The 13,973-nt window shown below is 66.4% G+C and carries 11 protein-coding genes and 1 pseudogene; 9 read left to right on the top strand and 3 right to left on the bottom strand.

All coding sequences use genetic code 11. The features are described from left to right. Nucleotides 1-4 precede the first annotated feature (4 nt). Together ACFSC3_RS14455 and ACFSC3_RS14450 are read left to right on the top strand one after the other, a co-directional pair. Nucleotides 5-433 (top strand): TadE/TadG family type IV pilus assembly protein, encoded by a 429-nt coding sequence (locus ACFSC3_RS14455; RefSeq protein ID WP_380941137.1) that lies wholly within the window; start codon nucleotides 5-7, stop codon nucleotides 431-433. Continuing rightward, nucleotides 430-822, top strand: coding sequence for a TadE/TadG family type IV pilus assembly protein (locus ACFSC3_RS14450; RefSeq protein ID WP_380941136.1), 393 nt, complete (start codon nucleotides 430-432; stop codon nucleotides 820-822). Before ACFSC3_RS14455 ends, ACFSC3_RS14450 begins: the two co-directional genes overlap by 4 nt. A gap of 54 nt (nucleotides 823-876) precedes the next feature. Here ACFSC3_RS14450 and ACFSC3_RS14445 read toward each other — a convergent pair. Both ACFSC3_RS14445 and ACFSC3_RS14440 read right to left on the bottom strand, forming a co-directional pair. After that, nucleotides 877-984 (bottom strand): annotated as a pseudogene (locus ACFSC3_RS14445) (PEPxxWA-CTERM sorting domain-containing protein); the annotation flags it as partial. A gap of 526 nt (nucleotides 985-1,510) precedes the next feature. Beyond that, on the bottom strand, nucleotides 1,511-1,708 hold the full coding sequence (locus ACFSC3_RS14440; protein ID WP_380941135.1) for a hypothetical protein: 198 nt from the start codon (nucleotides 1,706-1,708) through the stop codon (nucleotides 1,511-1,513). 223 nt (nucleotides 1,709-1,931) lie between these two features. Between ACFSC3_RS14440 and ACFSC3_RS14435 the strand changes: the two genes are divergently transcribed. From ACFSC3_RS14435 to ACFSC3_RS14405, 7 genes are all read left to right on the top strand, one after another. Next, nucleotides 1,932-2,597 carry a protein-L-isoaspartate O-methyltransferase family protein gene (locus ACFSC3_RS14435; protein WP_380941134.1) on the top strand — a complete coding sequence of 222 codons (666 nt, stop codon included), beginning with the start codon at nucleotides 1,932-1,934 and terminating at the stop codon, nucleotides 2,595-2,597. Between the two features lie 2 nt (nucleotides 2,598-2,599). Further along, nucleotides 2,600-4,198, top strand: coding sequence for a TolC family outer membrane protein (locus tag ACFSC3_RS14430; protein WP_380941133.1), 1,599 nt, complete (start codon nucleotides 2,600-2,602; stop codon nucleotides 4,196-4,198). A 28-nt stretch (nucleotides 4,199-4,226) separates the two neighbouring features. Further along, a complete protein-coding gene (locus ACFSC3_RS14425) occupies nucleotides 4,227-4,766 on the top strand; it encodes a DUF2497 domain-containing protein (RefSeq protein WP_380941132.1) in 540 nt (179 codons plus the stop codon). A 70-nt stretch (nucleotides 4,767-4,836) separates the two neighbouring features. After that, the gene (locus ACFSC3_RS14420; RefSeq protein WP_380941131.1) at nucleotides 4,837-6,423 is read left to right on the top strand and encodes a histidine kinase famiy protein; all 1,587 of its coding nucleotides are present in this window, start codon (nucleotides 4,837-4,839) and stop codon (nucleotides 6,421-6,423) included. 28 nt (nucleotides 6,424-6,451) lie between these two features. Beyond that, nucleotides 6,452-8,488 carry a S9 family peptidase gene (locus ACFSC3_RS14415; RefSeq protein WP_380941130.1) on the top strand — a complete coding sequence of 679 codons (2,037 nt, stop codon included), beginning with the start codon at nucleotides 6,452-6,454 and terminating at the stop codon, nucleotides 8,486-8,488. Nucleotides 8,489-8,620: 132 nt separating this feature from the next. Beyond that, a complete protein-coding gene (locus ACFSC3_RS14410; RefSeq protein WP_380941129.1) occupies nucleotides 8,621-11,401 on the top strand; it encodes a valine--tRNA ligase in 2,781 nt (926 codons plus the stop codon). A 103-nt stretch (nucleotides 11,402-11,504) separates the two neighbouring features. Beyond that, nucleotides 11,505-12,959, top strand: a complete 1,455-nt coding sequence (locus ACFSC3_RS14405) for an MATE family efflux transporter (protein ID WP_380941128.1) — start codon at nucleotides 11,505-11,507, stop codon at nucleotides 12,957-12,959. A 123-nt stretch (nucleotides 12,960-13,082) separates the two neighbouring features. Here ACFSC3_RS14405 and ACFSC3_RS14400 read toward each other — a convergent pair whose 3' ends face one another. Beyond that, a complete protein-coding gene (locus tag ACFSC3_RS14400; protein WP_380941127.1) occupies nucleotides 13,083-13,964 on the bottom strand; it encodes a diacylglycerol/lipid kinase family protein in 882 nt (293 codons plus the stop codon). Nucleotides 13,965-13,973: the final 9 nt, after the last annotated feature.

The raw sequence follows: 13,973 nt of genomic DNA, 5'->3' as shown, positions 1-13,973 counted from the left end.
CGCCTTGCGTGACGCGCGGGGCGCGTCGATCGTCGAGTTTGCGATCGTTCTGCCGTTCCTGATCCTGTGCATCGCGATGCTTGTCGATGTCGGGACCGGCATATCGGAACAGATGCGGCTGAAGCAGGCCGCACAGGCGGGCGTGAACTATGCGATCGACAAGGGTTTCGACGCGGACAAAATCATCGAAGTCGTTCGATCCAGTACCGATCAGCCGGATATCGTCGTTTCGCCGGCGCCATCGAAATTCTGCGCATGCGCCCTGGAGAGCGGACTGACCGAACAGATTTGCAGCGCGAAATGCTCGTCCGGAAACGCGCCGGCCGAATATGTCCGCGTGTCGACCACTTTCACTCACAGGCGATTGATCGCCCTTCCGGGCCTCGATGCCAGCTACACACTCGTTTCGGAGTCGCGGGGGCGATTGAAATGAAGAACGACGCCTTTCTCACCGATACAAAGGGCGCGGCAGCGCTGGAATTCGCCATTCTGGCGCCGGTGTTTCTGTTTCTGATTTTCTGTCTGATCCAGTTCGGCCTGGTCGTCTGGACGCAGGCGGCGATCCAGCATGGCGCGAGCGCCGCCGCGCGCTGCGGTGCGGTCAACAGTTCGCTGTGCGGGACCGATGAGGGCGTGCGCAACTTTGCCGCGCAAAGCAGCTTCGGGCTCAACCCGTCTGCCCAGATCTTTCACGTGTCGCAAGAGACATGCGGCACGATGGTGAAGGCGTCCTTGCCCTATGCCGGCGGGGCCACGCCGATTTCGCTGCCGCAATTCCGCCTGACCGCGAAGGCCTGTTTCGGCCGCGGCGCGGCGTCGTAGGTCGAACACAGGTCCGGCAGCTATCCAACCGGCCCGGTCGGGACGGTCGTCAGATCAAGCGAAGGCGCGTCGCATGGCGGGCCGACGGCGGCGCATCGTCGTGCCGAGTACGCCGAAGCCGATCAGCATCATCGCCCAGGTCGCCGGTTCCGGTACGGCGGAGGTTTGCGCCGGGGTGTTCGACATTATCATCGTCCTGGCGCTGCCCAGAACGTAGACACCATCGTTGCTGCTGCCGAGCACGGTATAGTCGCCATTCAACGACGACGCGTCCGCTTTCACGCTGTAGATGGCGGACGTGCTGAACATGCCCCGGGCGATCGCACGATCCATGCCGGCCGCGCCGGTCTTTTGCTGGCCGCCGCCGATGATCATCGCCGCCTGAGCCTGCGTCGGCACGATGCCGAGCGATGCGAATGCCGAGACGGCAAGCAACAGCTTCTTCATGGATCAACCCTTTCCCCGCGGCCAGTTGCCGCTCCCCGTCGCCGGGTTAGGTCAGGTCAGGGGAACAGGTAAACAGGGTATCAGGGTTAACAGAATGACCGTCCTGAAATGGTTCGTTAAGGATATTTGCGCAAGTCCGATGTCCTTTGGTGCATAGCGGTACCGCAAATCCCGAAATAATCGGGGCGGCGTCGCGCGAATACTTGCGACACCGCCCCAATCTGTTGTCCGGAAAGTCGTGTCAGACCGGTTTGGCGCCCGGCGTGCCGCACTTGGCGAATTTCCCGGTGGCGGTCTTGCAGCGGGTCGGGGCGGCGGGTTTGGGCGGGCATTTGACGAAGCGTTTTTGGGCGTCGCGGCATGGCGCGGCGGCGGTGGCTGGGCCGGCGGCGGCCGCGAACAGCGCGCTGGCGGCGAGGCAGAGGGCAATCTTGCGCATGGCATCTCTCCGGTGCTGTGATCAGCGGAGGCGATGTTGATGCTCAATTAGCCCGCTAAACAAGTGAAATTGCCGTAATAATTATCGGCTGCGTGCGCGGTTAAGGAAAATGCTGACCGATGTTGCGTGCGGGGCGCTTGGCGCGGGGAGGCGCGGGCGATAGAGCGACGATGACTGCAACAACTGTATTGCATGACTAAAACAGTTATGCGATGTCGGGGATATGACGATGATGGGGAACGGCACGGAAGCCGCGGCGCGCGCCGCGATGGTGGTGAGCCAGCTGCGGACCAGCGCGGTCAGCGATCCGCGCGTGATCGCGGCGATGGCGGAAGTGCCGCGGGAAGCCTTTGTCGCGACGGACGCCGCTGAGCTGGCCTATCGCGATCGCCCGGTGCCGCTGGGCAGCGGGCGCGAGCAGAATGCGCCGCTGGCGACCGGCCGGCTGCTGACGGCGGCGGAATTGTCGCCGGCCGACCGCGTGCTGCTGATCGGAGCTGGGCGGGGCTATACGGCGGCAGTGCTCGCCGAACTGGTCGGTTCGGTTGTCGCGGTCGAGAGCGAGGCCGAGCTGGCAGACGCCGCACGTGCTGCCCTGGCCGGCCGGGGTAATGTGACCGTCGTCCAGGCGCCTTTGACAGAAGGCGCGCCCGATCAGGCGCCCTATGACGTGCTGATCGTCGACGGCGCGGTCGAGCAGCTGCCGGAGGCGCTGCTTGCGCAGGTCCGGACCGGCGGACGCGTACTGTCCGGCCTGATCGACGGTGGCGTCGCGCGCCTGGCGAGCGGCGTCAAGTCGGACGGCTTCGTGCTGGTGCCCTTCGCCGATATCGATTGCGTGACGCTGCCGGGCTTCGAGCGCCCGCGGGCCTTTCATTTTCCGGGATGACGATGCGACGTATTTTTCTGACCACCGCCGGCGCCGCTTTGGCGCTGACCGGCGCAGGGGCGGTTTCGGCCGAAACGCTGCGCGAGGCGCTGATCCGTGCCTATCGCACGAACCCGACGATCACGGGCGCGCGGGCGGACCTGCGCGCGCAAGACGAAACGGTGCCGATCGCACGCGCGTCGGGTCGCCCCTCGGCCAACCTTCAGGGCACCTATACCGAGACGCTGCGCCAGACGGGTAACAACATCTTCGCGCCCGATCGACAGGTGAACGGCCAGGCCGTCGTCTCCTATCCGATCGTGTCGTTCGGCGCGGTCAGGAATTCGGTGCGGGCGGCGGAAACGCGTCTGGAGGCGGGCCGCGCGAATCTGCGAGGCACGGAGGCGAATCTCTTCACCGACGTGGTGTCAGCGTACATGGACGTCATCCGTGACGAAGCCGTGGTGGCGCTGAACCAGCAGAACGTCCGCGCGCTGAGCGTCAACATGCAGGCCTCGCGCGATCGGTTCGAGGTCGGCGACCTGACGCGCACCGACGTTGCCCAGTCCGAAGCGCGGCGCGCGCTGGCGGAGGGGCAGTTGCGGCAAGCGGAAGCGCGCCTGATCGCCAGCCGCGAGAATTACATCCGGATCGTCGGTGCGCCGGCGGGCACGCTTGAGACGCCGCCGCCGTTGCCGAACCTGCCCGGTGACACGGCGACCGCGGTGACGACGGCGCTCAACAACAACCCGCTGCTCGAAGCGGCAGCGAAGGCGCGTGACGCGACGCGGCTCGATACGCGCGTGGCGCGGGCGTCGCGGCTGCCGCGGATCAGCGTGCAGGCCGGTGGCACCTACTATAACTTCCTCAACACGCTCGGATCGTCGTCACCGATCACGGCGGCGCCGCAGAGCGACTATGGCCTGACGGCGGGCATCGGCCTGACGCTGCCGCTTTATCAGGGCGGGCGTCCAGCCGCGCAGGTCCGCCAGTCGCAGGCGCGCGAGAGCCAGGCGATCGAGCAGGTGACGCTGACGGAGCGCGGCGTGATTGCGCAGGTCCGCTCGGCCTATGCCAGCTGGCTGTCGGCGCAGCAGGTGATCGCGAGCAGCGAGGTAGCGGTCGCCGCCAACCGGCTGAGCCTGGAAGGCGTGCGGGCGGAGAACAGCGTCGGCACCCGAACGATCCTCGACATCCTGAACGCGGAACAGGAGCTGCTGAACTCGCAGGTGACGCTCGTGTCGGCGCGTCGCGACGCCTATGTCGCGGGCTTTGCGCTGCTGGCGGCGATGGGGCGCGCGGAGGCTGACGATCTGAATCTGGGCGATACGGGGCCGCTGTACGATCCCGTCGTCAACTACGACCGGGTGCGGAACAGGCTGTCCGACTGGGGCTCCGATCCCGAGCCGACGCCGGTCGCGACGCGCACTGTGGATATCGCGCCGCAGACGCCGGCGGTCGGGCGCAATCCCGAACTGGACGACCCGGCTTTGTCGCGTCCGCCAGGAGCCGATCCCGCCGCACTCAACCCCGGCACCCCGCCGCAGGGTGCGCCGGCGGGCCGTGTCGGTCGACAGGCAGTTGACACCACCCCCGCCAATCCCGCAGGAACACCGCGTTAACCGCTTATTGTGTCGGGGGCCTGTCGACATGGGTGATGTCAGTAGCGAACCGACGATGGAAGAGATCCTTTCGTCGATCAAACGCGTGATCGAGGAAAGCGAGACTCCTGCCGGCAACAGTCGTGCCCGGCGTGGCGCGCCGCGCCCGATCGCGGCGCCGGATGCGTCGATCGACGATCGTCATGACGATGACGATAACGACACGGTGCTCGAACTATCGCAGCGCGTGCCGTTCCCGGCGGCCGAGCCGGTGTCTCGTCGCGAGCCGATCCGCACCGCACCGCCTACGCGCGCAACGGAGCCTGCTGAGTCCGCCTATCACGACCGCGTTCCGCCGCGTGCAGAATCGATCGTGTCGCCCGACACCGCACAGGCGAGCCGCGGCCCGCTGGAGGCGCTGTCGCGGATGATCGTGAAGCCGGAAAACCCCGGCAGCGACACGCTGGAGGGCATGGTCCGCGAGATGTTGCGACCGATGCTGCGCGACTGGCTCGACGCCAATCTGCCGTCGATGGTGGAAGCGATGGTTGCCAAGGAAATCGCCCGTATTTCCGGCCGGGGCGTGTAGGGGGCAACCCGAACCTCTATCGCGAGTTAAGTGCCGCATGAACGGCGATCCGTCATCCCTCGACACCGATATGACGGACACGCAGTCGCGCATGCCGCCGGCGCCGCGCCTCAGCGACCCGAGCACGCCGACCAAGTCTTCGTCGCACGACATCTTCTTCGCCGCGGTCGAAACGACGCGGATGCCGATGATCGTCACCGATCCGAACCAGCCGGACAATCCGATCGTCTTCTGCAACAACGCCTTCTCGCGAATGACGGGTTATGCGCTGGACGAGATCATCGGCCGGAACTGCCGGTTCCTCCAGGGTGCCGAGACGAATTGCGACGCGATCGATCAGGTTCGCGAGGCCATCAAACGACGCGAGGAAGTCGCGGTCGAGGTGCTGAATTACCGCAAGAACGGTTCGACCTTCTGGAACGCGCTGTTCGTGTCTCCGGTCTTCGGCGACGACGGCAAATTACTGTATTTCTTTGGCAGCCAGCTCGACATTTCGCGCCGCAAGGAGGCCGAGGACGCGCTGCACCAGGCGCAGAAGATGGAGGCGGTTGGAAAGCTGACCGGCGGCATCGCGCATGATTTCAACAATCTGCTCCAGGTCGTGCTCGGCTATGTCGACATGCTGGAGGCGCGGATCGACGACAGCGACCGTGCGTCGCGCCGTGCGATCGAAGCGATTGGCATGGCCGCCAACCGGGGTGCGACGCTGACGCAGCAACTGTTGGCCTTTGCCCGCAAGCAGGAACTGCGCGACCGCTTGCTCAACCTGAACACGCTGATCAGCGATTTCGCGACGATCATCGATCGCAACCTGGGCGACGGCATTACGGTGCGCCGGCGGTTTCAGGACGAGCTTTGGAATTGCCGTGTCGATCCCGTGCAGGCCGAAATGGCGCTGCTCAACATCCTGTCGAATGCGAAGGATGCGATCGACGGCAAGGGCGAAGTGGTGATCGAGACGGAGAACGTCGTCTCCACCACCGAGCAGCCGTTGGCCGAAGGCGTCGAACCGGGCGAATATGTGCGCGTCGCGGTGACCGACAGCGGCAAGGGGTTCGACGACAATCAGATCAACCGGGTGTTCGATCCGTTCTTCTCGACCAAGGAAGTGGGCAAGGGCACCGGCCTTGGCCTGTCGATGGTCTATGGCTTCATGCGCCAGACCGGCGGCGGTGTGCTGGCCGAGAATGTCGAGGGGCGGGGCGCCCGCGTCACGATGTTCTTCCCCCGCGCGCGCGGCATATTGGAGCCGGCCAAAGTCCAGGCCAGCCAGACCCGCGGTCACGGCGAGCGCATTCTGATGGTCGAGGATCAGGAGGAAATCGCCCAGCTCGGCCGCGCAATCCTGGAAGATCTGGGGTATGAGGTCGTCCACAGCCCGAGCGCCAGCCAGGCGATCGACCTGCTGGACACGGACAGCAACTTCCGGCTGATCTTCACCGACATCGTCATGCCCGGCGGGATCAACGGCGTGGAACTGGCGAAGGAAGTGCGCCGCCGTTTCCCGGCGATGCCGATCCTGTTGACCACCGGCTATTCCGACCGCGCGCTGGATGCGGAGAGCCAGGCGTTCGACCTGGTGCGCAAGCCCTATCGCCGCGCCGAACTCGCCCAGCGGATCAGTACGTTGCTGGAGGGTCCGAACGGGGTTGTCTGACGGCGCGGCTGGGGTACACCTGCCGCCCATGAAGCACATCCTGCTCGCAGCCACCGTGCTGCTCTCCGTCTCCGCCCCGGCGAGTGCCCGCCAACTGACCATCGACGATGTAACGATGCTGTCGCGCATATCGTCGCCCGCGGTGTCGAAGGACGGCCGCTGGCTCGTCTGGCAACAGCGCGAAACTGACCTCGCCGCCAATCGCGGCCGGTTCGACCTGTGGCGGTTCGACCTGACCCGCAAGGGCGCGACGCCGGAGAAGCTGGCGGCCGAGGCCGACGTCAACGAGACGAGCCCGCAGATCGTCGGCGACACCGTCTACTTCCAGTCGGACAAGGGCGGCGACGATGCCGTGTGGGCGATCCCGCTCGCCGGTGGTGCCCCGCGCAAGCTGACCGGTTTCCAGGGCGGGTTCGGCGGCTTCAAGGTCGCGCCGACCGGGGACAAGATCCTGATCTGGGCCGACCGCAAGCCCGGCGCGCCGAGCCTCGCCCCGGCGATGGAGAAGAAGGACCCGAACGCGGGCTCGGGCCGCACCTATGATCAGTTGTTCGTGCGGCATTGGGATAGCTGGGCGAACGGCAACCGCTCGCAGCTGTTCGTCCTTCCGCTGGGCGCGGACGGCGCGCCGGGCGACGGTGTCGCGATTACCGGCACGCTGATCGGCGACACCCCGTCCAAGCCCTTTGGCGGTGGCGAGGAAGTCGCGTGGAGCCCGGACGGCCGCACCGTCTATTTCGCGCTACGCGAGGCGGGGCGGATCGAGGCGACGTCGACCAACCTCGACATCTTCTCGGTGCCCGCAGATGGCTCGGTCGCGCCGACGAACCTGACCGACGCCAATGACGCGACGGATAATTTCCCGACCGTCTCACCCGATGGCCGGTGGCTCGCCTGGGCGGCGATGGCGCGCCCGACGTATGAGGCGGACAAGCTGACATTGATGGTCCGCGACCTCCAGACGGGGCAGGTCCGCGCGCTGACAAGCGGCTGGGATCGCTCGGTCGAATCGATCGCCTGGACGCCCGACAGCAAGCGCATTCTGGTGACCGCGCAGGACAGGCAGGAGAACCCGGTGTGGTCGGTCGACGCCGCCAGCGGCAAGGTGGCGCGTCTGACGCAGCAGGGCAACGTCACCGCCGTGGTGCCGACCGCGAAGGGCTTCGTCTATGCGATGAACAGCCTGGTCGCGCCGGACGATTTCTACGTCTTGGACGGCAAGCGCAACGTCCGGCTGACCAGCGTCAATGCGGCCAAGCTCAAGGACATCGACTGGCCGACCATCACCCGTTTCAACTTCACGGGCGCGAACAACGACACCGTCTGGGGCTATGCGGTCAAGCCCGCGGGCAGCACTGGCAAGGTGCCGATCGCGTACATGGTCCACGGCGGCCCGCAGGGGTCGAGCAATAACGGTTGGTCGTACCGCTGGAACCCGGCGGTGTTCGCTGGCGCCGGCTACGGCCTCGTCGCGGTCGATTTCCACGGGTCGACCGGATACGGTCAGGCTTTCACCGATGCGATCCGCAATAACTGGGGCGGCTGGCCGCTCGAGGATCTGCAAAAGGGGCTCGCCGCGGCGACGACCAAGTTCGGCTGGCTCGACGCCGACAACGCCTGCGCGCTCGGCGCTTCTTATGGCGGGTATATGATGAACTGGTTTGCCGGGCAGTGGCCCGACCGGTTCAAGTGTCTGGTCCAGCACGACGGCGTCTTCGATGCGCGCGCGATGGCGTATGAGACCGAGGAACTCTGGTTCGACGAATGGGAGCATGGCGGCAAGGCCTATTACGAGGACCCGCAAGCGTTCGAGCGCTGGAACCCGGTGAACCATGTCGCCAAGTGGCAGACGCCGATGCTGGTCATCACCGGCGAGAAGGACTTTCGCATCCCGTACACGCAGGGGCTCGCGAGCTTCACTGCGCTCCAGCGGCGCAACATCCCGTCGCGGCTGGTGGTGTTCCCGGACGAGAACCACTGGGTGCTGAAGGCCAAGAACTCGCGGCAGTGGTATGGCGAGGTGCTGGGCTGGCTGAACCGGTGGACGGGGAAGGGGGCGAAGTAAGGCGCGTCATCCCGGGCTCGACCCAGGATCCAGGGTCGCAGGCGGGACGGCCTGTGGCCCTGGATGCCGGATCACGTCCGGCATGACGAAGGGGGTGGTGTGAAATGACACACATCGCTTAAAGCCGCCCCCATGACCGAACTCGCAAAGACCTTCGATCCCGCCGCCATCGAGGCGAAATGGTACGCGCATTGGGAGGGGACCGGCCAGTTCCGCCCCGACCGCCCGAATGCGGAGCCGTGGACGATCGTCAACCCGCCGCCCAACGTCACGGGCAGCCTTCACATCGGCCACGCGCTCGACAACACGTTGCAGGACATTCTGGTCCGCCACGCGCGGCTGAAGGGCAAGGATGCGCTGTGGGTAGTCGGCACCGACCACGCCGGCATCGCGACACAGATGGTGGTCGAGCGCCAGATGAACGCAGCGGGCGAGAAGCGCACCGACTTCACCCGGGAGGCGTTCATCGACCGGGTGTGGCAGTGGAAGGCGGAGAGCGGCGGCGAGATCACGTCGCAGCTTCGGCGTCTCGGCTGCTCGATGGACTGGGAGAACGAGCGGTTCACGATGGACCCCGGCTTCTCGAAGGCCGTGCTCAAGGTCTTCGTCGAGCTTCACCGCCAGGGGCTGCTCTACCGCGACAAGCGCTTGGTGAACTGGGATCCGGGCCTGGGGACCGCGATCAGCGACCTTGAGGTCGAGACGCGCGAAGTGAAGGGCAGCTTCTGGCGGCTGCGCTATCCGCTGGCGGACGGATCGGGTCATATCGAGGTCGCGACGACCCGGCCGGAAACGATGCTGGCCGACATGGCGGTCGCGGTGCACCCGGACGACGCGCGCTATACCGCGCTGATCGGCAAGCAGGTGCGCCTGCCGATCACCGGCCGCCTGATCCCGATCGTCGCCGACGAACATGCCGATCCGGAGCTTGGATCGGGCGCGGTGAAGATCACGCCGGGCCACGACTTCAACGACTTCGAGGTCGGCAAGCGCGCCGGCATCGCCGCGCGTGACATGCTCAACATGCTCGATGCCAAGGCGCGCATCGTCCAGACCGCGGACGGGCTGATCCCCGACGCGTTCCTGGGCCTGTCAACGGCGGAGGCACGCAAGGCGGTCGTTGCGCGCCTGAAGGACGAAGGCATCCTGATCCCGCACGTCGACAAGGATGGCGAAGAGCACGACGCCGAGCCGCGCACGATCCAGACGCCCTATGGCGACCGCTCGGGTGTGGTGATCGAGCCGTGGCTGACCGACCAATGGTATGTCGACGCCGCGACGCTGGCCAAGGGTCCGGTCGAGGCGGTGCGCGACGGGCGCATCCAGATCGTGCCCAAGACGTGGGAAAAGACGTTTTTCAATTGGATGGAGAACATCCAGCCGTGGTGCGTGTCGCGTCAGCTGTGGTGGGGGCACCAGATTCCGGCGTGGTTCGACGCCGAGGGTAACGCCTATGTCGCGGAAACCGAGGAAGAGGCGCAGGCGCAGGCGGGGGCGGGTGTCGCGTTGACCCGCGATCCTGACGTGCTGGATACGTGGTTTTCGTCTGCACTGTGGCCGTTCGCGACGATGGGGTGGCCTGACGAAGCCGATCACCCTCACCCTTCCGCGGCTTCGCCGCTCCCTCCCTCTCCCGATGGGAGAGGGAAGGGGCCCGCCGCCGCAGGCGGTGGGAAGGGTGAGGGTGACGCCCAAGCCGAATGGCAGCGCCGTTACCCCAACGACGTCCTCATCTCCGGCTTCGACATCCTGTTCTTCTGGGATGCGCGGATGATGATGCAGGGGATGCACTTCCTGAAGGACGTGCCGTTCCGCACGCTGTATCTCCACGGCCTGGTACGCGCCGCCGATGGCGCGAAGATGTCGAAGTCGAAGGGCAATGTCGTCAACCCGCAGGGGCTGATCGACCAATATGGCGCTGACGCGCTGCGCTTCTTCATGGCGGCGATGGAAAGCCAGGGCCGCGACATCAAGATGGATGAGAAGCGGGTCGAGGGGTATCGCAACTTCGCGACGAAGCTGTGGAACGCCAGCCGCTTCTGCCAGTCGAACGGCATCGGCGCGTCGTCGACGCCGGAGCCGCCGGCCGCGACCTTGGCCGTCAACAAGTGGATCGTCGCAGAGACGGTGCAGACGATCCAGGCGGTCGACCTGGCGCTGGCCGACTATCGCTTCGACGGCGCGGCGGATGCGATCTACCAGTTCGTCTGGAGCCGCTTCTGCGACTGGTATCTCGAACTCATCAAGCCGGTGTTGCAAGGCGAGGGCGTCGAGGGCGCCGACGAGACGCGCGCGGTCGCGGGCTGGGTGCTCGACCAGATCCTGGTCCTGCTCCACCCGTTCATGCCCTTCATCACCGAAGAGCTGTGGCACGCGATGGGGGCACGCGAATACGACCTGATCGTCGCGAAGTGGCCGATGGCCGATGCACGCGCGCTCGATCCGGCAGCGGCGGGGGAGATCGAGTGGCTGATCCGATTGGTCAGTGAAGTCCGTGCCGCGCGGACCGAACTTAATGTGCCGCCGGGCGCGCGTTTGCCTGTCCATGTCCGTGATGCTTCGGCCGCCACCGAGGCTCGTCTGTCCGCGCAGGCGGCGGTCATCGCGCGTCTCGCCCGGATCGACCGGGCGGAGGGCGCGGCGCCGGAGGGCGGCGCGCTCCAGATCGTCGTGGACGAGGCGACGTTCGTCCTGCCCCTAGGCGACGTCATCGACCTCGCCGCTGAACGCGCGCGTCTGACCAAGGCGATCGCCGCGGCGGAGAAGGAGCGCGATGCGCTGGCCGGGCGGCTCGGCAACCCGAGCTTCGTCGAGCGCGCCAAGCCGGAAGCGGTCGAGAAGGCGAAGGCCGATCACGCCGACAAGGCGGCGGAGGCCGAGCGGCTGGCGGCGGCGTTGGGGCGGCTGGGCTGAGGGTGACGGCTACCCTATCCACTTTCGTCATCCCGGGCTCGACGCGGGATCCAGAGTCGCGGGCCATATCGCCTGTGGCTCTGGATGCCGGATCAAGTCCGGCATGACGAAGGAGGAGAAAGGCGGCAAGAGCCGCGACCTCACCACCGGCCCGATCGCGGGCACGCTGCTCGCCTTTGCGCTCCCCACGCTCGGCAGCAACATCCTCCAGTCGCTGAACGGATCGATCAACACGATCTGGGTCGGGCACTTCCTGGGTGAGGCGGCGCTGGCGGCGACATCGAACGCGAACATCATCATGTTCCTGATGTTCGGTGCCGTGTTCGGCTTCGGCATGGCGGCGACGATCCTGGTCGGTCAGGCGATGGGGCGCGGCGACATCGACGCGGCGCGACGGGCGTTTGGTACCGCGGTCGGGATGGTGCTGTTCGGAGCCGTGGTGATCGCGGCAATCGGCTGGATGCTCGCGCCGCAAATCCTGACGATATTGGCGACGCCCGGCGACGCGTTTCCGCTCGCGCTGGCCTATCTGCGCGTCATCTTCCTCAGCCTGCCGGCGTCGATGATGGTCGTGCTGGTCATGATGGGGCTGCGCGGGACCGGCGATTCGACGACGCCTTTCTGGTTCATGGTTTTGAGCGTCGTGATCGATGCCGGCCTCAACCCGTTCCTCATCGCCGGGATCGGGCCGTTTCCGCGGCTGGGGATCGCCGGGTCGGCGACCGCGACGCTGGTGGCCAATCATGTCTCGCTCGCCTGCCTTGTCGTCTATGTCTACGCCCGCGACCTGCCGCTGCGGCTGCGCGGCGGCGAGCTTGCCTATCTGAAGCCGCACGGGCCTTTGGTGCGGACGATCAAGGCGAAGGGCCTGCCGATGGGTGCGCAGATGCTGGTCATGTCGTCGGCGGGGCTGGCGATGGCGGGGCTGGTCAACCGGCAGGGCGTCGACACCGTCGCGGCGTACGGCGTCGCTCAACAGCTGTGGACCTATATCCAGATGCCGGCGCTGGCGATCGGGGCGGCGGTCAGCGCGATGACGGCGCAGAATATCGGGGCGGGCCGATGGGACCGGGTCGGCCGGATCACGCGGGCCGGGCTGATCACCAATCTGGCGCTGACCGGGGTGATGGTGGTGGTGACGACCCTGTTCGACCGCGCCGTGCTTGGCCTGTTCCTCGGGCAGGACAGTCCGGCGATGCCGATTGCTGCGCATATCCAGCTGGTCGCGGCGTGGGGCTTCGTCCTGTTCGGCGCGACGATGGTGCTGTTCTCGACCGTGCGCGCGAACGGGGCGGTCATCGCGCCGCTCGTGATGCTGTTCGTGTCGATGTACCCGGTGCGGCTCGGCTTCGCGGCGGCGCTGTTGCCGGCGTGGGGGGCGGATGCCCTTTGGTGGAGCTTTCCCGCCGGGTCGGCGGCGAACCTGGTGATGGCGGTGGCTTATTATCGCTACGGCAACTGGCGGAAGGGAGCTTTGTTGACGCCCGAACCGGCGGATTGCGAGGAGCAGGCGCACGCCGATGCGGAGCCGGCCGGGCGGGTGCATCCTACAGGGTGAGGCATCAACCCGTTCGCGCTGAGCTTGTCCAAGCACTGCCCTTCTCCTTCAAGCCGTAATGCGTGAGGCACGAAGAAAAGCAGCCCTTCGACAAGCTCAGGGCGAACGGTTGGCAGTTGTGGCCTACGCCGGCACCATCACCTCGATGATCCCCGGAGCGACCTTCGCCGTGACCGGGGTCGTTGCCAGCACTTCGCCGTCGATCGAGATCGGTCGTGGCTTGTCGCTGTCGATGCGGATCGATCGCCCGCGGAACACGGTGACCTTTTCGCGCCGCTGCGGCAGGCGCAGCACGTTGGCCGCCCAGTTGTAGAGCAGCCGGCTGCGCAGGTGGCCGCGGACGACCTCGACCAGGATCTCGCCGTTGTCGATGGCCGCGTCCTCCATCATCTCCTGGCCGCCGTGGTAGCGGCCGTTGGCGATACGGACCTCGACCGCGCGCATTACGCGGGGCTGACCGCTGCCGTCGTCGATCGAGACGGGGAAGGGACGGAACTTGGCATATTGGATCGCCGCCCAGCTGAGATACCCCGCGCGGCCAAGCCATTTCTTCAGGTCGTGCGGTACCGTCTCCGCGATCTTCGGGGCGATGCCCATCGTTGCGGCGTTGGCGAAGTAATCGTCATCGATCATGCCGAGGTCGATCCGCTTCGGCCGCCCCTCGCTCAACACCTGCACGGCGCCCGCCACGTCGAGCGGGATGCCAAGTGTGCGACAGAAGCTGTTGGCGGTACCGAGCGGCAGGACGCCCAGCACCACGTCCTTGCCGACCAGCAGGTCGACCAGGCCCGACACGGTCCCGTCGCCGCCGCCGAAGACGACCAGTTGCGGCTTCTTGGCTAACGCGCGCTCGACCGTAGCTTCCAGGTCGTTCGGGTCCTCGACCGCATGGGCATCGACGGGGAAGTCGACTCCGTCGAGCGCCTTGCAGGCCTGTTCGAACAGGGCCTGGCCGCGGCGCGACTTGGCGTTGACGATCAGGGCGGCGGAGGTGAAACGGCTCATGATCGGCTG

It is taken from the genome of Sphingomonas floccifaciens (assembly GCF_042681125.1).
Taxonomy (GTDB): Bacteria; Pseudomonadota; Alphaproteobacteria; order Sphingomonadales; family Sphingomonadaceae; genus Sphingomonas; species Sphingomonas floccifaciens.
The sequence above is the reverse complement of the archived record's forward strand: the minus strand, read 5'-3'. Positions and strand labels throughout refer to the sequence as shown.